Raw genomic sequence first — 22,186 nt, forward strand, 5'->3', positions numbered from 1 at the left:
GCTGAATTGTCAAGCGAGGAATTGCGGCAGGAACAACAATTCGTCTCCCTCGCCCACGAGCGGCTCGCCCAGCTCAGGGCCGAGGCCGAAGCCGCCATGAACGCCACGATCGCGCAGGTCAGCACCGATCGGCAGGCGCTGGTGGAGCGCGATGTCGGCGTGGCCGAGTACTCCGCCACGCTCTCCGCGCTGAATGCCGCCGACACCGGGCTCTGTTTCGGGCGCATCGACCGGCGCGACGGAGTGACGTACCACATCGGGCGTACGGGAATCCGGCGCGACGACGCGGAGCGCACTCCGTTGCTCATCGACTGGAGGGCTCGCGTCGCGCGGCCGTTTTATCTCGCGACCGGATATGAGCCGATGGGGCTGCGCCGCCGCAGGCACATCACCACCCAGGGCCGAACCGTCACCGCGCTGCACGACGAGATCATGGATCTCGCCGACACCACCCGCACCGGATACGAGTCGCACGACGCCGACGAGGTGTTGCTCGCCGCGCTGAACAGTGCCCGTACCGGTCGGATGGGCGACATCGTGTCGACGATCCAGGCCGAGCAGGACCACATCATCCGCGCCCCGCACCGCGGAGTTCTCGTCGTCGAGGGCGGGCCCGGCACCGGGAAGACCGCGGTCGCGCTGCACCGGGCCGCGTATCTGCTGTACGCGAACCGGGAGCAGCTGGCCAAGCGTGCCGTGCTGATCGTCGGGCCCAACCCGGCCTTCCTGGGCTATATCGGCGAGGTGCTGCCCTCGCTCGGTGAGACGGGCGTGCTGCTGGCGACGGTCGGCGAGCTGTTTCCGGGCGTCTCCGTCACGGGCACGGACAGCCCCGCCGCGGCGGCCGTCAAGGGCCGCGCGGACATGGCCGGCGCCCTGGCCGAGGCCGTACGGGACCGGCAGGAGGTGCCCGAGAAGGACGCCCCCGTGGTCATCCGGCACGACGACGGGGATCTGCTGCTCGCCTGGGACATCGCCGTCGAGGCCCGGCACAAGGCCCGCGAGAGTGGCCTGCCGCACAATCTGGCCCGCCCGCACTTCGTCTTCCGGATCATCGACGACCTGACCACCCAGCTCGCCGACCGGATCGGCGCCGACCCGTACGGCGGTCCGAACTTCCTCGGCCCCGACGACATCGCCCAGCTCGGCAAGGCCATCGCCGCCAGCGCCGAGGTGCATGCCGCCATCGCGTCGCTGTGGCCCCCGCTCACCCCGCAGCAGTTCCTCGCGGACTACCTCGCGCATCCCACGCATCTGCCGGAAGACGACGCCGAGTTGATCCGGCGCACCGGCGGCGGATGGACCGCGGCCGACGTGCCGCTCCTCGACGAGGCCGCAGAGCTGCTCGGTGAGGACAACTCGGCGGCCCTGGCCGCCGCCGAGGCCGAGCGGGCCCGGCAGATCGCCTACGCGCAGGGCGTTCTCGACGTCTCGTACGCCTCCCGTACCTACGAGTTCGAGGACAAGCAGGAGATCGACGAGGACGCGTCCGAGGTCCTTGCCGCACACGACATCATCGACGCCGAGCGCATGGCCGAGCGGCAGGAGGAGGCCGACCACCGCAGCGCCGCCGAGCGTGCCGCCGCCGACCGGACCTGGGCCTTCGGACACATCATCGTCGACGAGGCGCAGGAGCTGTCGGCAATGGCCTGGCGGCTGTTGATGCGGCGCAGTCCGACCCGCTCGATGACACTGGTCGGCGACCCGGCACAGACCGGTGACCCGGCCGGATGCGAATCCTGGCAGGAGATCCTCGCCCCTTACGTCCAGGACCGCTGGCAGCTGGCCCGGCTCGGCGTCAACTACCGTACGCCCGCCGAGATCATGGAGTACGCGTCGCAGCGGCGGCGGGCCACCGACCCCGGTTTCGAGCCGCCCCGTTCCATCCGCTCGACGGGTATGGGGCCCTGGGAGCGGACCGTGCCGCTCGGCGAGGTGGCCTGGATCGCCGCCGAGGAAGCCCCGGAGGAGGGCCGGCTCGCGGTGATCGCCCCGCGCGAGCTGCACGCCGAACTCGCGGGACTGGAAGAGAACGACGGACCGCTGGATCTGTCCCTGCCCGTGGTTCTCATCGACCCGCGCCAGGCGAAGGGCCTCGAATTCGACACGGTCCTCGTCGTCGACCCCGACCGGATGAGCGCCAACGACCTCTATGTGGCGCTCACCCGGGCCACCCAGCGGCTCGGGATCATCAGACCGGCCGCAGCCACACCGTAGCCAGCGGCGGCAGCGTCAGCTGGATGCTCGTCGGCCGGCCGTGCGAGGGGACCGACTCCGGCTTCAGCGGGTCCGGGTTGAGCACATCGCCGCCGCCGTAGCGGACCGCGTCCGTGTTGAGTACCTCGGTCCACGCCTGGACCGCCTCCGGCACACCGAGGCGGTACTCGTGGCGTACCACCGGGGAGAAGTGGCTCACGGCGAGCAGCGGCGCGCCCGTGGCGTCGAAGCGCAGAAAGGCGAAGACATTGTCCTCGGCGGCGTCGCCGTCCACCCAGGCGAAGCCGACGGGGTCCGTGTCCTGCTGCCACAGCGCGGGGGTGGCGGCGTAGACCGTGTTCAGGTCGCGCACGAGGTCCCGTACGCCGCGGTGGTCCGCCTCCGCGGCGTAGGAGGGATCCAGCAGCCACCAGTCGGGGCCGTGGCCCTCCGACCACTCCGCACCCTGGGCGAACTCCTGGCCCATGAAGAGGAGTTGCTTGCCGGGATGCGCCCACATGAAGCCCAGATACGCGCGGTGGTTGGCGCGCTGCTGCCACCAGTCGCCGGGCATCTTGCTGACCAGCGCCTGTTTGCCGTGGACCACCTCGTCGTGCGAGATCGGCAGGACATAGTTCTCGCTGTACGCGTACACCATCGAGAACGTCATCTCGTTGTGGTGGAACTTGCGGTGCACCGGCTCGTGCGAGACATAGCCCAGCGAATCGTGCATCCAGCCCATGTTCCACTTCAGGCCGAAGCCGAGGCCGCCGAAACCGCCCGGGCCCACATGGTGGGTGGAGCGGGTGACGCCGTCCCAGGCCGTGGACTCCTCGGCGATGGTGACGACACCGGGGCAGCGCCGGTAGACCGTGGCGTTCATCTCCTGCAGGAAGGCGACCGCGTCCAGGTTCTCCCGGCCGCCGTGCTCATTCGGCGACCATTCGCCGTGCTCGCGCGAGTAGTCGAGGTAGAGCATCGAGGCGACCGCGTCGACCCGCAGCCCGTCGATGTGGAACTCCTCGCACCAGTACGTGGCGTTGGCGACCAGGAAGTTGCGTACCTCCTTGCGGCCGTAGTCGAATTCGAGGGTGCCCCAGTCGGGGTGCGCGGCACGGGCCGGGTCGTCGTGCTCGTACAGCGATCGGCCGTCGAATTCCGCCAGCGCCCAGTCGTCCTTGGGGAAGTGCGCGGGCACCCAGTCGACCAGCACGCCGATCCCGGCCCGGTGCAGGGCGTCCACCAGATGGCGGAAGTCGTCGGGGGTGCCCATTCGGGCGGTCGGGGCGTAGAAGCCGGTGACCTGATAGCCCCAGGAGCCGCCGAAGGGATGCTCGGCGACCGGCATCAGCTCCACATGGGTGAAGCCCAAGTCCTTGACGTACGCGGGGAGTTGGACGGCGAGCTGGCGGTAGGTGAGGCCGGGCCGCCAGGAGGCGAGATGCACCTCGTAGGCGGAGAACGGCGCCTCGTGCACCGGCCGGTCGGCGCGGTGCGCCATCCACTCCTCGTCGTGCCACACATGGTGGGACTCGGTCACGATCGACGCGGTGGCGGGCGGCACCTCGGTGCGCCGCGCCATCGGGTCGGCCCGCAGGGTGTGCGAGCCGTCCGGGCGGGTGATGTCGAACTTGTAGAGCGCGCCCTCGCCGACGCCGGGCAGGAACAGCTCCCACACGCCCGAGGAGCCCAGCGAGCGCATCGGATACCCGGTGCCGTCCCAGTAGTTGAAGTCGCCGACGACCCGCACCCCGCGGGCATTGGGCGCCCACACCGTGAACCGGGTGCCCGTCACCTGCTGGTGCGCCATGGGGTGCGCCCCGAGCGCCTTCCACAGCTCCTCGTGCCGCCCCTCGCCGATCAGATGCAGGTCGAGATCGCCGAGCGCGGGCAGGAAGCGGTACGGGTCCTGCACCTCCATCGCGGTCCCGTCGTATACGACGAGCAGCTGGTACTCCGGGACGGTGCGCAATGGCAGCAGACCCGAGAAGAAGCCGTCACCGTCCTCGTGCAGTTCCGCCCGCAGCCCCTTGGCGAGCACGGTCACCGACTGAGCGAAGGGACGCAGCACCCGCAGCTCGACACCGCCCCGCATCAAGTGCGCCCCCAGCAGGGAGTGCGGATCGTGGTGGGAGCCGGTCAGCAGCCGCTCCCGGTCCCCGTCCATGAGCGGCTGCGCGGGCCGGACGCCGTGGCTGCCGCCCGCCCGCGGCCGTGGCGCGTCCGTGTTCTTGCGGGGCCCGGCGTCGGCCGCCTGCCGGGGGCTGTGGGAGTCGGAGGAATTGCGGGACGGGGGTCGGGCGGTCACGGGGTCTGCCTCCTTGGCGGAAATTCAGTTGGTGGCGGCCAGGCGGTCGATCGCCGCCATCGGCACCGGAAGCCAGTCGGGGCGGTGGCGGGCCTCGTAGACGACCTCGTACACGGCCTTGTCCGTCTCGTAGGCGCGCAGCAGCTCGGGTTCGGTACGGGGATCGGCGCCCGCCGTCTCGGCGTAGCCCTCGCAGTAGGCGGCACGGCAGCCATCCGCCCAGTTCGGGTTCCACGGGCGGTGGGTGCGGGCCGCGTAGTCGAACGAGCGCAGCATGCCCGCGACATCTATCACCGTGGGCTGCGGCCTGCGGCGCTCGCCGAGCGGGCGTGCGGGCTCGCCCTCGAAGTCGATGACCGACCAGTGGCCGTCGCCGTGGGAGCCGCCGCCCCGCAGGGTCTGCCCGAGATGGAGGTCGCCGTGGACGCGCTGGGCCCGCCAGGCGCAACCGCGCCTGCCCAGCGCGGCGATCGCGTCGAAGGCGGCACGCAGCCGCGGAACGTACGGCAGCAGCGCGGGCACGGCCTGCGCGGCCGCGTCCAGACGTGCCGTCATCGCCTGCGCCAGATGCTCGGCCTGCGGCCGGCGCAGCATCACGGTGGGCAGCTCCTTCGCCAGGGCCGTGTGCACCTCGGCGGTGACCCGGCCGAGCGCGCGGGCCTCCTTCGTGAAGGCCCCTCCGTCGGCCAGCGATTCGAGCGCGAGCAGCCAGCCGTCGCGCGAGCCGTGCAGGAACGGCTGCAGCACGCCCAGGGTGTACGGCTCGGGCGCGGTGGCTTCGTACCAGGCGACGGGCGCGGGCACCCGGCCGCAGCCGGCGCGGGCGAGCGCGAGCGGCAGCTCCAGATCGGGGTTGGAGCCGGGGTGGACCCGGCGGAAGAGCTTGAGGATGTACGCGTCGCCGTACACCAGCGAGGAGTTGGACTGCTCGGCCTCCAGGGGGCGCGCGGTGAGCCCGCCGGGGATCACCCCGGCCGCCTCGAAGCGGTCGAAGCGCAGCGGCCCGAGCGCGCCGGGCGTGCGCAGCCGCTCCAGGATCAGCTCGGCCAGGCGTGGGTCGTGCAGGCCCTCGTAGAGCGTCCGCCCGGCGAGCGGACCCTCGGTCAGATGGCCGATCAGCGCGGGCGCGAGTTGCGGTGGCAGCGTCCGGCGCACACCGAGGAGGAGTTGGTAGCAGTCCTGCGAGGAGAGGGCGGGAAGGCCGGTCTGCTGGACGCGTACGAGCAGATGCAGCAGCCCCGGACCGGTCTTTGAGTCCAGTGGCAGCAGCTCGGTCGCGGAGACGAGCGAGAAGCCGGTGAGCGGATGGCCCTTGCCGGCGAACCAGCGCTGTCTTGGCAGCCAGGCGAGCAGCAGGGGCGCGAGGGACGGGAGAAGAGCGACGGGAGTCCGGGTGGATGCAGCCTCCGACATGGCATCGCGTCCTTTCCCCGAGATGCACTCCAATGGCGCTGTATGCGCAGAGTGTCCCGGATTACAGCAGTGGCTGTCCGGCGGCGCGCGGGGATGAGGGGGAGAGTGCCCAGTGCGGGGCGGGGGAAACCGCCCCGCGGGAGGCACCTCTCGTTACCTGTGCGTCAGGCGGTGGCTGCTTCTTTGCGCAGCCGGAACCAGTAGAAGCCGTGGCCTGCGAGAGTCAGCAGATAGGGCCACTGGCCGATGGCCGGGAAGCGCACGCCGCCGATCAGCTCCACCGGGTGCCGTCCGCCGAACGCCCGCAGATCGAGCTCGGTGGGCTGCGCGAACCGGGAGAAGTTGTGCACGCAGAGCACGAGATCGTCCTTGTACTCGCGGGTGAAGGCGAGCACGGCCGGGTTCGACGAGGGCAGTTCGGTGTATGAGCCGAGGCCGAAGGCGCGGTTCTGCTTGCGGATCTCGATCATCCGGCGGGTCCAGTGCAGCAGCGAGGACGGTGAGGCCATCGCCGCCTCGACATTGGTGACCTGGTAGCCGTAGACCGGATCCATGATGGTGGGCAGATAGAGCCGGCCGGGGTCGCAGGAGGAGAAGCCCGCGTTCCGGTCGGGGGTCCACTGCATCGGCGTCCGTACGGCGTCGCGGTCGCCCAGCCAGATGTTGTCGCCCATCCCGATCTCGTCGCCGTAGTACAGGATCGGCGATCCGGGCAGCGAGAGCAGCAGTGCCGTGAACAGCTCGATCTGATTGCGGTCGTTGTCGAGCAGGGGGGCGAGCCTGCGCCGGATGCCGATGTTGGCGCGCATCCGCGGATCCTTGGCGTACTCCGCGTACATGTAGTCGCGCTCTTCGTCCGTGACCATTTCGAGGGTCAGCTCGTCGTGGTTGCGCAGGAAGATGCCCCACTGGCAGTTCTTCGGGATCGCCGGGGTCTTGGACAGGATTTCCGAGACGGGGTAGCGGGACTCGCGCCGTACCGCCATGAAGATCCGGGGCATCACCGGGAAATGGAAGGCCATGTGGCACTCGTCGCCGCCGGCCGGGAAGTCGCCGAAGTAGTCGACGACGTCCTCGGGCCACTGGTTGGCCTCCGCCAGCAGCACGGTGTCCGGGTAATGGGCGTCGATCTCCTTGCGCACCCGCTTGAGGAAGGAGTGGGTGGCGGGGAGGTTCTCGCAGTTGGTGCCCTCCTGCTGGTACAGATACGGCACGGCGTCGAGACGGAATCCGTCGATGCCCAGGTCCAGCCAGAAGCGCAGGGCCGAGATGATCTCCTCCTGCACCGCAGGGTTCTCGTAATTGAGATCGGGCTGGTGGGAGAAGAAGCGGTGCCAGTAGTACTTCTTGCGCACCGGGTCGAAGGTCCAGTTGGACGTCTCGGTGTCGACGAAGATGATCCGGGCGTCCTGGAACTGCTTGTCGTCATCCGCCCAGACGTAGTAGTCGCCGTAGGGCCCGTCGGGATCGCTGCGGGACTCCTGGAACCACGGGTGCTGGTCGCTGGTGTGGTTCATGACGAAGTCGATGATGACGCGCATGCCGCGCTGGTGCGCGGCGTCGACGAACTCCACGAAGTCGGCGAGGTCGCCGAAGTCGGGGAGTACCGCGGTGTAGTCGGAGACGTCGTAACCGCCGTCCCGCAGAGGGGACTTGAAGAAAGGCGGGAGCCAGAGGCAGTCGACCCCCAGCCACTGCAGATAGTCCAGTTTGGCGGTGATGCCCTTGAGGTCGCCGATGCCGTCGCCGTTGCTGTCCTGGAACGATCGCACCAGGACTTCGTAGAAGACGGCCCGCTTGAACCAGTCGGGGTCGCGGTCCTTGGCGGGCGTGTCCTCGAACAGGTCGTGGACGGGCTCATTGACGATCATGATGTGGGTGACCCTCCGATCGGCGGGGACGGTCGCAGAGCAACGATGTGCGCGGGCGTGACGCCCGGCTCTAGGCGCACATAGGTGGCTCTGCCCCAGTGATAGGTCTCGCCGGTGAGCTCGTCGCGCACCGGTGCGCTCTCGTGCCAGTCGAGGCCGAGGTGCGGCATGTCCAACGAGACCGTGGCCTCCTGGGTGTGGTGGGGGTCGAGGTTGGCGACCACGAGCACGGTGTTCGAACCCGAAGCGCCCTCGGCGGTTTTCGAGTACGCGATCACCGCCTCGTTGTCGGTCGGGTGGAAGTGGATGTCCCGCAGCTGCTGCAGGGCGGGGTGCCGGCGCCTGATCCGGTTGAGAGCGGTGATCAGGGGTGTGATGGTGCGGCCCTCGCGCTCCGCCGACTCCCAGTCTCGCGGCCGCAGTTGGTACTTCTCGGAGTCCAGATACTCCTCGCTGCCATCCCTCAGGGGAACGTTCTCGCACAGTTCGTATCCCGCGTACACGCCCCAGGACGGCGACATCGTCGCGGCCAGCACCGCCCGCACCTCGAAGGCCGGGCGCCCGCCGTGCTGGAGATAGGCGTGCAGGATGTCGGGGGTGTTCACGAAGAAATTGGGACGCATGTACGAGGCGGTTTCGCCGGAGAGCTCGGTGAGGTACTCGGTGAGCTCTTGCTTGGTGTTGCGCCAGGTGAAGTACGTGTACGACTGCTGAAAGCCGATCGCGGCGAGGGTGTGCATCATCGCCGGCCGGGTGAACGCCTCGGCCAGGAACATCACGTCCGGGTCGCCGCGGTTGATGTCCGCGATCACCTTCTCCCAGAAGACGACGGGCTTGGTGTGCGGGTTGTCCACGCGGAAGATCCGTACACCGTGGTCCATCCAGAAGCGCAGCACGCGCACGGTCTCGTTGACCAGACCGCGCATGTCCGCCTCGAAGGCGATCGGGTAGATGTCCTGGTACTTCTTCGGCGGATTCTCGGCGTACGCGATCGTGCCGTCGGCGCGGTGATGGAACCACTCGGGGTGCTTCTCCACCCAGGGGTGGTCGGGCGAGCACTGGAGCGCGAAGTCCAGCGCGACCTCCATGCGCAGCTCGCGGGCCGCCTCGACGAAGTGGTCGAAGTCCTCGAACGTGCCGAGGTCGGGGTGGAGCGCGTCATGGCCGCCGTCGGGGGAGCCGATGGCCCAGGGGACGCCGACATCGTGGGCGCCGGGGGAGAGGGTGTTGTTCGGGCCCTTGCGGTAGGTGGTGCCGATGGGGTGGACGGGCGGCAGATAGACGACGTCGAAGCCCATCGCGGCGACGGCGGGCAGCCGCTCGGCGGCGGTGCGGAAGGTGCCGGAGACGGGCGGCGCACCCTCCTTGACGATCGCGCCCTCGGAGCGCGGGAAGAGCTCGTACCAGGAGCCGAACAGGGCGCGCCTGCGCTCGACGATCAGGGCCAACGGGCGGGAAGCGGTGACCAGTTCGCGCAGTGGGTGACGGTCGAGCGCGGCGGTGGCATCGGGGGCGAGCGCCGCGGCGAGCCGGGTGGCGGCCGGGCGCTCCTCGTCGCGCAGGGCGTCGACGGCGCCGAGCACGGCCTCGCGGCCGTCGCGCTTGGGGACCCCGGCGGCGGCGCGCTCGTACAGCTCGGCGCCCTCGGCCAGCACCAGCGCGGTGTCGATACCGGCGGGGATCTTGATCCGGGCGGTGTGCCGCCAGGTGGCGACGGGGTCGCTCCACGCCTCGACGGCGTAGGTCCAGCGCCCCTCGGCGTCCGGGGTGACGTCGGCGCCCCAGCGGTCGCTGCCGGGGGCCAGTTCGCGCATGGGAGTCCAGGGGCCGGGGCGTCCGGTCGGATCGCGAAGGACGACATTGGCGGCGACCGCGTCATGCCCTTCCCGGAAGACGGTGGCGGTGACCTGGAAGGTCTCACCCGTCACCGCTTTTGCGGGCCTCCTCCCGCAGTCGACTTGGGGACGGACGTCCAGGACGGGGATACGACCGATCATGGGATCACCTGAGGGTGGTGCGGGCAGGGCGGATTGAGCACGTTGGGCATTTATGCGAGGTTTGCTGGTTCTTTGTAGCTGCTCAGTCGACGACTGGCGGGCTGCGGGCATGGCCGCTCCTGTCCGCGTTCACTCGGGTGGGCGGAAAGAATGTCGAGAAGGGGTGCGGTGGCATGCGTACCGGGTGAGCCTTCCCACGGTCTTCGGGTGGGCAATCCGGTGGAGTGTTAACTACTAGGACGTAGGTGACTGCACAAGACGTGGCGTACGTAATCGGGCACGCGGCCGGGTCCGGGTTGCGGCCGTGGGGTTCGTGCCGGGGGTCCGGGGGTTGCCCCCGGGGTGTGCAGCACTGCTAGGACGTGGGTGACTGCACAAGACGTGGCGTACGTAATCGGGCGCGGGCCCCGACGCCACTCGCGTCGGGGCCCGCGCCCTGCACCACCTCACAGCACCGAGCCTCCGCTCGGCTACGCTCCCCAGCTCGGCTCTCGCCTCCGCGCGCTCATGACTGCTCCCCCGACCACATCTGCCACGGCTGCCGTGCCACCCACTCGTCCACCGGCGCCGGCTTCAGCGACAGCGCCTGTGCCGACTCGCCCGCGTCGCCCGCCATCAGGCCGGGCTCCAGGCCCGTAGCCATGTAGTGGTAGATCCCCGACACTCCGGCGGCCGACTCCTCGCCCAGGATCTGGGCGAGCCCCTGCTCGAAGACGCCCGGCTCCAGGGGCACATAGCGGACCGAGCGCCCGAGGCCCTGCCCGAAGGCCGTCGCGAGCTCGGCGCCCGTGAGCGTCTGCGCGCCGCCGATGTCGAAGGTACGGCCCGCCACACCGTCCACCGTGAGCGCCGCGTAGACCGCCTCCGCCAGGTCCCGGTGCGAGATCCACGCCGTTGGGACGTCGGGGGGCAGCGGGTAGGCGAGCACACCCTCGTTCACCAGGGCCGGGCCGTTCCACGGGCTGAAGAGGTTGTCCAGATAGACCGGCGGGCGTACGACCACCAGCTCCACACCGCTGTGGGCGAGGCCCTCGCGGAAGACCGTCTCGGCGAGCCTGCGCGTCTCGAAGGCCACCACATTCGTGCTCCGGTCGGGGACACGGGTGTTGGCGTTGTAGACCAGCCGCCCCACCCTGGCCTCGCGGGCCGCCTTCGCTATGTGCTGGGCGTACCGCATGACCTTCTCGGCCTGGTACACCAGCGGCATCACCACCGCCGCGTGCGTGGCCCCTTCGAAGAGCTGGCGTACGTCCTCGTACCGCCCGAGGTCGCCGCTCGCGACGGAAACGCCGGTCAGCTCCGGACGATCGGCCTCGGGCTTGCGGCTCAGTGTGCGCACGCGGTGCTTCCGCTCGGCCAGCAGACGGGCGGTCGCACCTCCCTGGAACCCGGTCGCCCCCACGACCGCTACGCGCATCGGAATGTGATCGGACATAAGTCTGAAGAGCCCTTCGATAGGGTGTGGCTGCTGCCGTGAACGGCTCTTCCAGGCTCGCTTCGGCGGCTTCGGCCGATCAATTAACAAACCGGGGCGGGGGTTGAAGGATCGTCCAATGGAACCGACGGAGACGGAACCGACGAAGCGCGGAGGGGACGACCTCCTCAGCGAGCTGCTCAAACCCTTACGTCTGACGGGGGTCTTCGACAGCCGCTGGCATGTCAGCGCCCCCTGGGCCATCGAGGGCGACGCGGAACAGAGCTGCGCCGTACTGCACTTCATCACCGAGGGGGGCTGCTGGATCACGGCCGAGGGCCAGACCCCGCTCGAACTGCACGAGGGCGACCTCGCCGTCTTTCCCACCGGCACCGCGCACCGGCTCTCCGACCGGCCGGAGCGGCGGGGCGTCGCGCTCGGCACCGTACTGCCCGAGCGTGCGCCGGGTACCTCCGGTGAGATCAGGATCGAGGGCGACGGGCCCGAGAGCCGACTGCTCTGCGCCGGGCTGCACTACGACGCCTCCGTGGCCACCCACCTCTACACGGCGCTGCCCTGGGCGCTGGTGCTGGACCACTCCCAGGTGGACAGGGAGCCGCTGCTGCGCGACACGCTGCGGCTGCTCGCCGCCACCGACCGCCCGGTCGGCCCCGGCGACCGGCTGATCACGCTGCGGGCCTTCGAGATGGCGCTGGTGCTCGCACTGCGGCCGCTGCTGCGCGAACTGGCCCGCAATCCCTCCGCGCTGCCGGTTCTGCGCCATCCCGGTATCAGCCGGGCCATGGTCATCATCGCGACCCGGTTCGCCGAGCCCTGGACCATCGAGTCGCTCGCCCGCGAGGTCGGCATGTCCCGATCGGCGTTCACGGCGGCCTTCCGCGAGCTGGTCGGCGAGGCGCCCGCCCGGCATCTGACGGGGCGGCGGATGCAGGAGGCGGCCCGGCTGCTCGGCGAGACCTCGCTGCCCCAGTCGGCCGTACCGGAGCGGGTCGGCTACCAGAGCTCGGTCGGTTTTCACCTGGCCTTCCGCAAGTGGTACGGAATGACGCCGGGAGAGTACCGATCGAAAAGCCCCTCAGCTGCATGACTGGCCGGTTCTTAATCACCGCTGGACGGTCGTTCATTGCCCAGTGTCCCTGGCTGGAGCGAGGCTCGGCTGTGTCGGGGGACGTTCCGTTCGAGGAGAGACGTTGACCAGGTCCGGCCAGGAATACCTCGCATCGCTGTGTGACGGGCGTGAGGTGTGGCTCGACGGCGAACGGGTCAGGGACGTCACCCGCCATGCCGCCTTCCGCAATACCGCGGCATCGGTCGCGCACCTGTACGACCTGGCGCACGACTCCGAGCACAGCCCGGTCCTCACCTCCGGCGGCGTCCACCGCGCCTTCGCCGTGCCGCGCTCCTACGAGGACCTGGTCGCGCGGCGGCACGCCTACAAGGTGTGGACCGAGTCGAGCTTCGGCTTCCTCGGGCGTACGCCCGACTACATGGCAGGCGGAGCAGCGGGTTTCGCCGCTCTGCCCGAGGTCTTCACCACCGACTCCTTCGACGGCGCCGACAACGCCCTCGCCTACCACCGCAGGCTCGCCGAAGGCGATCTGTACGCGGCCTTCACCATCACCAACCCGCAGTCCGGCGAGGGGGAGGACGACCTGGTCGTGCGGGTCGTCGCCGAGAAGGACGACGGGATCGTGGTGAGCGGCGCCAAGATGATCGGCACCGGGGCCGTCTTCGCCGACGAGGTGCTCGTCGGCACGATCGAGCCACTGGCGCCCGAGGACGTGGAGCACGCGCTGTGCTTCTCGGTGCCCGTCGGCACACCGGGCCTGACCCTCGTCTCGCGTACGTCGTACGAGGCGGGGGCCCGCAGCGTCTTCGACAACCCGCTCTCGTCGCGCTTCGACGAGAACGACGCGCTGCTGGTCTGCGACGAGGTCTTCGTACCGTGGGAGCGGGTGCTGACCTACCGCAATGCCGAGGCCACCGCGGCGATGTGGTGGGGGACGCCCGCCTACCTCAACTTCAGCCACCAGGCGGCCACCCGCTTCTGGACCAAGCTCGAATTCCTCACCGGCCTCGCCATCCTGCTGACTCGTGCCAACAACACCTCCCAACTCCCGGCCGTCACCCAGTCGGTCGGGCGGCTGCTCGGCATGGTCGCCCAGGCCAAGGCGTTCGTACTGGCGGCCGAGGCCGGCCATGAGCAGGTCGACGGCGGCCGCGGCGGCGTCATGCCCGGCCGGGAGATCTCCTACGCCCAGCGCATCATGGCCGGGGAGATCTACCCGCGCGCCGTCCAGGAGATCAAACTGCTCGCCGGCGGCGGCATCATCCAGCTCCCGGCCTCCGGCGGGGATCTGCTGCACCCGCGGCTCGGGCCGGTCGTGAGGAAGTATCTGCGCGTGCCCGGCACCCCGGCCGAGGACCGGGTCAAGCTGCTCAAGCTGGTGTGGGACGCGCTCGGTTCGGAGTTCGCCGGACGCCATGAGCAGTACGAGCGCTTCTACCACGGCGCCCCGCACGTCTATCTGACCATGCAGACGTGGGCGGGCGGCGCGGAGAGCTGCGAGGAGCTGGCCCAGGCCTGTCTCGAGGGATACGGCCTGGGCGAGGACCTGGGTCCTTTCCGGTCGATCAGGCCGGATCAGCGAGCGTGCGTGCCAGGGCACGCGAGCCCGGCAGGATCGGCCGGACAGGACCCGAGGACGGGCCAGTGACCTCGGCCCGTCCGGGCGCCGCGCTCGCGCTGCTCGCCTCCACCCAGCTGCTGCTGATCATGGACACGGCCATCATCAATGTCGCGCTGCCGTCGGTCGGCGACGACCTCGGCTCCGGCTCGGCCGGACTGTCCTGGGTGGCCAACGCCTACCTCATCGCCTTCGGCGGACTGCTGCTGCTCGGCGGGCGCCTGGCCGATCTCCTCGGCCACCGGCTGCTCTACCTCGGCGGTCTGGGACTGCTGGCCGCCGCATCCGCGGCGGGCGGGCTCGCCGGGACGCCGGGCGCCCTGATCGCCGCGCGGTCCGTGCAGGGCGTGGGCGCCGCCTTCGCCGCCGCCGCGGCGTTCGCACTGCTGCTCAACCTGTTCCCGGACGGGCCCGGACGGCACAAGGCGCTCGGGGCCTTCGCCGCGATGGGCGGACTGGGCGGGGTGCTCGGCACCGTGCTCGGAGGAGTGCTCACCGATCTGCTCGGCTGGCGCTCCACGTTCTGGCTCAATGTGCTCCTCGCTCTGGTCATGGGACTGCTCGCACTGCGCGTTCTCAACGGGGGGACGCGCAGCGCACAGCCCGGCTTCGACCTGGGCGGAGCACTCACGGCCACCGGCGGCCTCGGGCTGGTGGCGTACGCACTCGTCGGCGCGGGCGAGTCCGGGTGGACCAGCACCCGGACCCTCTCCGCCGGCGGTGCGGGCCTCGCGCTGCTCGCGGCCTTCGCCGTACTGGAGTCGAGGCTCCCGAGCCCGCTGGTGCCGCCCGCCGTGCTGCGACGGCCCGCGCTGCGGGACGCCAACATCCTCAGCGCACTGGCCCAGATGGCGCTGTTCCCCATGTTCTTCCTGGTCAGCCTGTATCTGCAGAGCGTTCTCGAACAGTCCCCGCTGACCGGCGGACTCGGACTGCTGCCGCTGTCACTGGTGGTGGTCGCCGTCGCCCCGGGGACCGGCCGTCTCATCGTCCGGATCGGGCTCAGGGCCACCATGACCGCCGGCTTCGGGCTCCTCGTCGCGGGCATGGTGTGGCTGGCGCTCGCCCTGTCCGCCGACGGAACCTTCGCAACGACGGTCCTGGCACCCAGCCTGGTCCTCGGCGTCGCCCTGCCGCTGGTCATGGTCACCACTAATGTGGCCGCCACCGCCGAGGCCGCGCCCGAGGAGACCGGCCTCGCCTCCGGACTCGTCAACACCAGCCAGCAGTTCGGCTCGGTGCTCGGGCTCGCCGTCCTGGTGGCCGTGGCCACCGCCGGGGGCGGCCCTTCGGCCGCCGCCCAGACCTCCGGCTTCCGCTCCGCGCTGCTGGCCGGCGCCGCCTTCGCCGCACTGGCCGCCCTGCTCTGCGTACGACTGCGGCTGCCCCGGCCCGCCCCGGCGCCACCGCGCCGGGACCCTGTGGGCGGTGCCGTGGAGTGACCGTATGCGGCGAGTGCGTACCGCGCAGGCGTACGCAGGCGGCGAAAGCGTCCGGTGAGCGCGTGACGCGAGCAACTGCGCCGCATCCCACCCACTGAACCGACGTTGCCCGAGGGGGGCATTCCGTTGACCCTGTACGACCTTGTCGCGCCCGGTCTCCAGTCGCGCTGCGATCCGCGCTACCGGATAGCCGAGATACGCGCGGCCGACCCGCTCGGCGCCGACGCGCTGCTCGCGGCGCTGCCCGCGATGAACGCCGACGCCGATGTGCCCGCGCTCACCGTCGCCCTGCGCACCCTGGTGCCCGAGCCCGAACGGGTTGCCGCGCTCGGCGTCACCGACGCGCTCGCGGCCATGCGCGACCTCGGCATCCTGCTCGGATCGCTCAAACGGCACGGCGTCGAGCCCGTCGCGGCGGTGCCCGACGTCCTTCCGGTGCTCGAAGAGCTGGGCCGGCGCACCGACATGGTGCCGCGCGACACCGTGCACCACTACACGACCTGGAACCCGCTCGGCGCGCGGCAGCGGATGTACACCGGCGACATCATGGAGAGCAATCTCCAGGACGCGGTCCGGATGGTCTTCCCCAGCCTGGTGGCGGCGCTCGACACCTGCGCGGAACTCGCCCGCAGGGAGCCCTACGAACCGGGCTTCGCCCTCGCGCTCGACCGCACCGCCCAGCATGTGCAGTCCATGGTCGACTCCATCGACTTCACCGTCGCCAATGTCTCGCCCGTCTTCTTCGCGACCCGGATGCGCTCCTACTTCGAGGAGATCGACGTCGCGGGCACCGACTACCTCGGCCCGGCCGCCGCCCAGGTGCCGCTCTGGCTGGTCGATCTGACCCTGTGGCAGTCCGACCGCAGCAACCCCGCCTACGACGCCTTCCTCGACGACTCGGTGCGCTACAGCCTCCCCTCCTGGCGCGACCACTACGCCGAACACAAGGGCGGTACCTCCGCCGTCTCCAAGCTCTCGGCCGCCATCAGCTGGGAGGCGGCCCACCGGCTGCCGCCGCAGCTCGCCGCGTCCGCGGTCTCCCTCGCCCGCGTGCTGCGCATCCTCAAGACCTTCCGGGCCCGCCACATGACCATCGCCCGCAAGGCGTACGGCGAGGAGGTGCGGCTGTACGAGGTGGGCAGCGGCGGCGCCCCCATCGAGCTGCTCCGCTCCGTGCTCGATCTGACCCGGGACAACGAGACCCTCGTACGCCGTTCGATCGAGCGGCCGCGCACCCCCGTCGTCTGACCGTCCCTGGAGGTCCCCATGACCCACATCATGATCGCCGGCGGAGGAATCGCCGGGCTCACCGCGGCACTCGCCCTGCACACCGCCGGATTCGAGCGGATCACCGTCGTCGAGACGGTCCGCGAGCTGCGCCCGGTCGGCGCCGGGCTGAACATCATGCCCAACGCGGTGCGCGAACTCGACGCGCTCGGGCTGCTCGACCGGCTGGAGGAGTGCTCCGTACGCACCCGTGAGCTGCGTTACTACCACCGAAGCGGCGGCCTCATCTCCCGCGAGCCGCGCGGCCTCGGCGCCGGCTACCACTGGCCCCAGCTCTCCATCCAGCGCGGCGAACTCCAGCGCGCGCTCGCCGACGCGGTTCGCGCCCGGCTCGGGCCCGGCGCGCTCGTCGGCGGCGTCAAGGTAACCGGCCTCGAACCGCTCGCCGACGGCCGCCCCCGGGTCCAGCTCGAACACCGCGACGGCGCCCGGCGCGGCAGGGCGTCCCTCGAACCCGACGTCCTCATCGGCGCCGACGGCATCCGCTCCACGGTGCGCGCCGCGCTCAACCCGGGCGAGGGCGAGCCGCCGTGGAACGGCGTGCTCGTCTGGCGCGGGGTCTCGTGGATGCCCGCCCACCAGATCGGCACCTTCATGTTCATCGCGGGAGACGACCGCCAGAAGGCCGTGGTCTACCCGATGACCGAGCCCGACAGGGACAGCGGCGAGGTGCTGGTCAACTGGGCGCTCGCGATGCCCGCCGACTCCACCGGCGACGCTACGCGCGGAGACTGGAACCGGGAGGTCCCGGTCGAGAAGTTCCTGCACCACTACGAGGGCTGGGACTTCGACGGCGTCAGCGTCCCCCAGGTGCTCCGGGCCGCCGAAGGCGCCTTCGAGTACCCGATGGTGGACCGCGATCCGCTGGAGCGCTGGTCCGTCGGCCGTACGACGCTGACCGGCGACGCGGCCCACGCCATGTACCCGATCGGCTCCAACGGCGCGACCCAGTCCATCGTCGACGCCCGCGCGCTCGGCCACGCCATGGCCCTGCACCCCGACCCGGCCCGCGCGCTGGCCGCGTACGAGGCCGAACGCAGGCCTGCGATGACCGAACTCCAGCAGGCGAACCGCCGCCTCGGACCCGAGGTCGTCATCAACCTCGCCCACGAGCGCGCCCCCGGCGGCTTCACCGACATCGACGAGGTGATCCCGAAGCGGGAACTCGCCGAGATCGCCGCCCGGTACGCGGCCACCGGGGCCTTCGACCCGGGGACCGTCAACCAGGGCTCTCCCTACGACCCGGCGGTGCGCTAGGCCGTCTCTGACAAATCTCGCCTGGCGCGCGGCGTCCGGCACGCCCACTCGCTGCGTTGTCGGAGTCATCCAAGTACGTCCAGTACAAGGATGGTCCTCCGCCTTGCGATTGCACGCATCGGACGCCGCGCACCCCGCCCTGCGGGCGGACGGCGCTATTTGTCAGAGACGGCCTAGCCGCGCTGAACGCCCCTTCGACGTGCTGAATGCACCGGCGCCCGCCCGTGGGCCCGGCGCGCGCCGTGGTTGAGGAGGGCGGGGTACCACTACCGTCTGTCGGGACGGAAAAGGACGCACACCGTCGTGCGTCCCCTCGGATGCGTACCTCCCCTGCGAAGGTGGAACCCGTGAAGGCCATTCGTCGATTCACCGTCCGCCCCGTCCTGCCCGAACCACTTCTTCCGCTCAGTGAACTGGCGCGCAATCTGCGCTGGTCCTGGCACACCGAGACCCGTGACCTCTTCCAGGCCGTCGACCCCGACGGCTGGCAGGCAGCGGGTGGCGATCCCGTACGACTCCTCGGATCGGTGTCCGCCACCCGGCTGGCGGAGCTGGCCGGGGACCGGCGCTTTCTGCGCAGACTCGCCGCCGTCGCCGACGACCTGGACGACTACCTGCACGGTCGCAGGTGGTACCAGGCACACAGTGGCGCCCTGGGGGACCATGACCCCGAGGGCGCCGGATTCCCCGCAGCGGTCGCCTACTTCTCGCCCGAGTTCGGTGTCACCGCCGCACTGCCCCAGTACTCCGGCGGCCTGGGCATCCTGGCCGGCGACCATCTCAAGGCCGCGAGCGACCTCGGCGTGCCGCTGATCGGCGTCGGGCTGCTCTACCGCCACGGCTACTTCCGCCAGTCGCTGTCCCGGGACGGCTGGCAGCAGGAGCACTATCCGCTGCTCGACCCCAACGAACTGCCCGTCAGCCTGCTGCGGGAGCCCGACGGGACACCCTGCCTGGTGTCCCTCGCGCTGCCCGGCGGGCGCTCGCTGCGCGCGCACATCTGGATGGCGCGGGTCGGCCGCGTACCGCTGCTGATGCTCGACTCGGACGTCGAGGAGAACGGCCACGGCGAGCGCGATGTCACCGACCGGCTCTACGGCGGCGGCAGCGAGCACCGGCTTCTCCAGGAGATGCTGCTGGGCATCGAGACGTGCAGGCCGTGCCGATGCAACGCCTCGCCGACATCCCGCGCCGGTGTTCCCGCAACGAGACCGCGCAACTCCTCGATCCTGGAGCGCATCGCGAACTGGGCGACTACAAGAGCGCGGCGGCCAGGACCTCGACTTCGACGCCGCGCTCGAAGCCGTGCGCGCCGGGACCGTGTTCACCACCCACACACCCGTGCCCGCCGGGATCGACCGCTTCGACCGCGAGCTCGTCGCCCGCCACTTCGGGGAGCGCGGAGAGCTGCCCGGAGTCCCGGTCGAGAAGGTGCTCCAGCTCGGCATGGAGACCTATCCGGGCGGCGAGCCCAACCTCTTCAACATGGCAGTGATGGGCCTGCGGCTCGCCCAGCGCGCCAACGGCGTCTCCACACTGCACGGGGCAGTCAGCCGCGGCATGTTCGCCGGGCTGTGGCCCGGCTTCGACGCCGAGGAGGTGCCCATCACGTCCGTCACCAACGGCGTGCACGCGCCTACCTGGGTGGCGCCCGAGGTGTTCCGGCTCGGCGTGCGCCAGATCGGCACCAGCCGCGCGGAGGACGCCCTGTCCGTCGGCGGCTCCCAGCGCTGGGACGCCGTCGCGGACATCCCGGACGCCGACATCTGGGAGCTGCGCCGTGAGCTTCGTGAACAGCTGGTCCTGGAGGTACGGGAGAGGCTGCGGGCCTCCTGGCGCCAGCGGGGCGCCGGAGCGGCCGAACTGGGCTGGGTCGACGGAGTGCTCGACCCCGACGTCCTCACCATCGGCTTCGCCCGCCGGGTCCCCTCGTACAAACGGCTCACGCTCATGCTGCGCGACCGCGATCGGCTGATGGAGCTGCTGCTGCATCCGACCAGGCCGGTGCAGATCGTCGTCGCGGGCAAGGCGCATCCGGCGGACGACGGCGGCAAGCGGCTGGTGCAGGAGCTGGTGCGGTTCGCCGACGATCCGCGGGTGCGCCACCGGATCGTCTTCCTGCCCGACTACGGGATGGCGATGGCGCAGAAGCTCTACCCGGGCTGCGACGTCTGGCTGAACAATCCGCTGCGGCCGCTGGAGGCGTGCGGCACGAGCGGAATGAAGGCCGCGCTCAACGGCTGCCTCAATCTGTCCGTCCTGGACGGCTGGTGGGACGAGTGGTTCGAGCCGGACTTCGGCTGGGCGATCCCGACGGCCGACGGCTCGGCGACGGACGACGACCGGCGTGACGAGCTGGAGGCGGGCGCGCTGTACGAGCTGATCGAGAACCGGGTGGCGCCCCGCTTCTACGACCGGGGCGCGAGCGGGCTGCCGCAGCGCTGGATCGAGATGGTTCGGCGCACGCTGACCACCCTCGGCCCGAAGGTGCTCGCGGGCCGCATGGTCCGGGAGTACGTGGAGCGTCTTTACGCCCCGGCCGCCCGGGCCCACCGGTCCCTGAACGCCGACACGGCACGGGAGTTGGCGTCCTGGAAGGGCCGGGTGCGGGTGAGCTGGCCGCACGTGGCCGTCGACCATGTGGAGGCGCTGGAGCAGTCGGCGGCCGGGGGAACGGCGGAGCTGGGCTCCACGCTGGCGCTGCGGGTGCGGGTCGCACTCGGCGAACTCCAGCCGGACGATGTGGAGGTGCAGGCGGTGTCCGGCCGCGTCGACTCCGACGACGCGATCGCCGACGCCCAGACCTTCCCGCTCAAGCCCGCGGGCGGCCCCGACCTGGAGGGCCGCTGGGTCTACGAGGGCCCGCTCTCGCTGGACCGCACTGGCCCGTTCGGCTATACGGTGCGCATCCTGCCGGCCCATCCGCTGCTCGCGGCCAGCGCCGACCTGGGGCTGGTGGCGCTGCCCACGGAGGCGACGGGGGAGGGCGCGGGCGTGCTGATGCGCTGAGGCGGCTTCTGGGGCGGCACGGTGCCCGGCACCGTGCCGCCCGTCGAGGACGAGCTGGACACCGGTGTCCTGCCCAAGGGCGAGTGGTGGATCTGCGACCCGGTGGGGGTCCACGGGCGTCCGCGGGTGTCGCTCACCCTCCCGCCCGCCTCCGAGACCAGCAGGGCGCCCGGCACCAGCCCGGAGCGGACCCGGCTGTACTGCCAGAAGGCATCCGTCCGCCCGGCTGCGACATGGACCAGCTGCCCAGGGTGGCAGGCACGGGCGGCCAGCAGAGTGTCGCGCAGATACTCCAGCGACACCGCCGGGCCGCTGTGGCGGTGGGGTTGCGGGATCCGACGGTCACCTCGTGGCCGACGGAGGCGAGTTGGGCGGCGAACACCACACTGCAGCGGCTCACCGCCCTGCGGGAGGAGTTGGACGGCACGATCCTCGTCGACGTCTCCAACGCCACCAAGCGCGGCGCGGACGGACTGCCGGGGGGACTGTGCTACCCGGAGAGCAGCCTCGCCGAGCTGCTCCAGCAGGCACTGCCCCGTACGTGCGTCGTCAAGACGCTCAACACCATGCTGTTCACGGTCATGACCGACCCGGGCAGCCTGTCCACCCCGCCGACGGCGTTCCTCTCGGGCGACGACGAGGATGCCAAGGCGGCCGTGGGCCGCCTGCTCGCCGACCTCGGCCGGCGGCCGGAGTGGAATCGAGGACCTGGGTGACATCACCACGGCCCGCGCGACCGAGGCACTGGTCCTGCTCGTCCCGCACCTGTTCCGCCGGCACGGACCGAGGCCGTTCGCCCTTTCCGTCGCCCGCTGAACGCGAAAGCTGCCCGGGGGCTCGGCCCCCGGGCAGCTTCCTTGAGTCACGTTCCTTGTGTCACTTCGCCTCCAGGCTCAGAAGGTGAGCTTGAAGCTGTTGATGTAGCCGGTGTCCCAGGCGGCCTTGTCCTGGACGCGGAGCTTCCAGGTGCCGTTGGCGACCTCGGACGAGGCGTTGACGGTGTAGGTGGCCTGGACGTTGTCGGCGGAGTCGGAGCCGCTGAACGGCTTCAGGTTGTAGACCGATCCGTCCGGGGCGACCAGGTCGACGACGAGGTCGCCGCGCCAGGTGTGGATGATGTCCACGCCGACCTTGAGGGTGCTCGGGGCGTTGCCGGTGCGGCCGGTGACGGTGACCGAGGAGGTGACCGCCGCGCCGTTGTCCGGGATGGAGACGTCAGCGGTGTTCTCGAAGACCGTGCCCCCCGGGTCGCCGCCGCCGGGGCGGGCGCCGACGTTGATGCCG

Annotated in this window: 12 protein-coding genes and 3 pseudogenes; 8 read left to right on the forward strand and 7 right to left on the reverse strand. The window is 70.8% G+C overall.

Annotation, left to right across the window (positions count from 1 at the left end):
• The first annotated feature begins 6 nt into the window (after positions 1-6).
• A complete protein-coding gene (locus OOK40_RS29920; protein WP_266487615.1) occupies positions 7-2,217 on the forward strand; it encodes a UvrD-helicase domain-containing protein in 2,211 nt (736 codons plus the stop codon).
• Here the strand turns inward: OOK40_RS29920 and glgB are convergent.
• From glgB to OOK40_RS29945, 5 genes are all read right to left on the reverse strand, one after another.
• Positions 2,192-4,363 carry a 1,4-alpha-glucan branching enzyme gene (gene glgB, locus OOK40_RS29925; protein WP_266487746.1) on the reverse strand — a complete coding sequence of 724 codons (2,172 nt, stop codon included), beginning with the start codon at positions 4,361-4,363 and terminating at the stop codon, positions 2,192-2,194. The genes OOK40_RS29920 and glgB overlap by 26 nt on opposite strands.
• A 165-nt stretch (positions 4,364-4,528) precedes the next feature.
• The gene (locus OOK40_RS29930) at positions 4,529-5,917 is read right to left on the reverse strand and encodes a maltokinase (protein WP_266487616.1); all 1,389 of its coding nucleotides are present in this window, start codon (positions 5,915-5,917) and stop codon (positions 4,529-4,531) included.
• 164 nt (positions 5,918-6,081) lie between these two features.
• A complete protein-coding gene (treS, locus tag OOK40_RS29935) occupies positions 6,082-7,788 on the reverse strand; it encodes a maltose alpha-D-glucosyltransferase (RefSeq protein ID WP_266487617.1) in 1,707 nt (568 codons plus the stop codon).
• Positions 7,785-9,785, reverse strand: a complete 2,001-nt coding sequence (locus tag OOK40_RS29940; protein WP_266487619.1) for an alpha-1,4-glucan--maltose-1-phosphate maltosyltransferase — start codon at positions 9,783-9,785, stop codon at positions 7,785-7,787. The genes treS and OOK40_RS29940 overlap by 4 nt, the downstream gene beginning before the upstream one ends.
• 505 nt (positions 9,786-10,290) lie before the next feature.
• Positions 10,291-11,220 carry an SDR family oxidoreductase gene (locus tag OOK40_RS29945; protein WP_266487621.1) on the reverse strand — a complete coding sequence of 310 codons (930 nt, stop codon included), beginning with the start codon at positions 11,218-11,220 and terminating at the stop codon, positions 10,291-10,293.
• A 118-nt stretch (positions 11,221-11,338) separates the two neighbouring features.
• Between OOK40_RS29945 and OOK40_RS29950 the strand changes: the two genes are divergently transcribed.
• From OOK40_RS29950 to glgP, 6 genes and pseudogenes are all read left to right on the forward strand, one after another.
• On the forward strand, positions 11,339-12,307 hold the full coding sequence (locus OOK40_RS29950; protein WP_266487623.1) for an AraC family transcriptional regulator: 969 nt from the start codon (positions 11,339-11,341) through the stop codon (positions 12,305-12,307).
• 103 nt (positions 12,308-12,410) lie between these two features.
• Positions 12,411-13,937, forward strand: coding sequence for a 4-hydroxyphenylacetate 3-hydroxylase family protein (locus OOK40_RS29955; protein ID WP_266487624.1), 1,527 nt, complete (start codon positions 12,411-12,413; stop codon positions 13,935-13,937).
• Positions 13,934-15,349: an MFS transporter gene (locus OOK40_RS29960; RefSeq protein WP_266487626.1), complete on the forward strand. Its 1,416-nt coding sequence runs from the start codon at positions 13,934-13,936 to the stop codon at positions 15,347-15,349. The genes OOK40_RS29955 and OOK40_RS29960 overlap by 4 nt, the downstream gene beginning before the upstream one ends.
• Before the next feature lie 126 nt (positions 15,350-15,475).
• Positions 15,476-16,597, forward strand: a complete 1,122-nt coding sequence (locus tag OOK40_RS29965) for a monodechloroaminopyrrolnitrin synthase PrnB family protein (RefSeq protein WP_266487629.1) — start codon at positions 15,476-15,478, stop codon at positions 16,595-16,597.
• Positions 16,598-16,615: 18 nt separating this feature from the next.
• On the forward strand, positions 16,616-17,893 hold the full coding sequence (locus OOK40_RS29970; protein ID WP_266487631.1) for a flavin-dependent oxidoreductase: 1,278 nt from the start codon (positions 16,616-16,618) through the stop codon (positions 17,891-17,893).
• A 347-nt stretch (positions 17,894-18,240) separates the two neighbouring features.
• Positions 18,241-20,902, forward strand: a pseudogene (glgP, locus tag OOK40_RS35370) (alpha-glucan family phosphorylase).
• A gap of 104 nt (positions 20,903-21,006) precedes the next feature.
• Here glgP and OOK40_RS29985 read toward each other — a convergent pair.
• Positions 21,007-21,147, reverse strand: a pseudogene (locus OOK40_RS29985) (3'(2'),5'-bisphosphate nucleotidase CysQ); the annotation flags it as partial.
• A gap of 138 nt (positions 21,148-21,285) precedes the next feature.
• On the opposite strand from OOK40_RS29985, the pseudogene OOK40_RS29990 reads away from it, so the two are divergent.
• Positions 21,286-21,718, forward strand: a pseudogene (locus OOK40_RS29990) (NADPH-dependent F420 reductase); the annotation flags it as partial.
• 77 nt (positions 21,719-21,795) lie between these two features.
• Here OOK40_RS29990 and OOK40_RS29995 read toward each other — a convergent pair.
• Positions 21,796-22,186: proprotein convertase P-domain-containing protein (locus tag OOK40_RS29995; protein ID WP_266487636.1), on the reverse strand; the 391-nt coding region annotated here is incomplete at its 5' end.

It is taken from the genome of Streptomyces sp. NBC_01481, assembly GCF_026339995.1.
Lineage (GTDB): Bacteria > Actinomycetota > Actinomycetes > Streptomycetales > Streptomycetaceae > Streptomyces.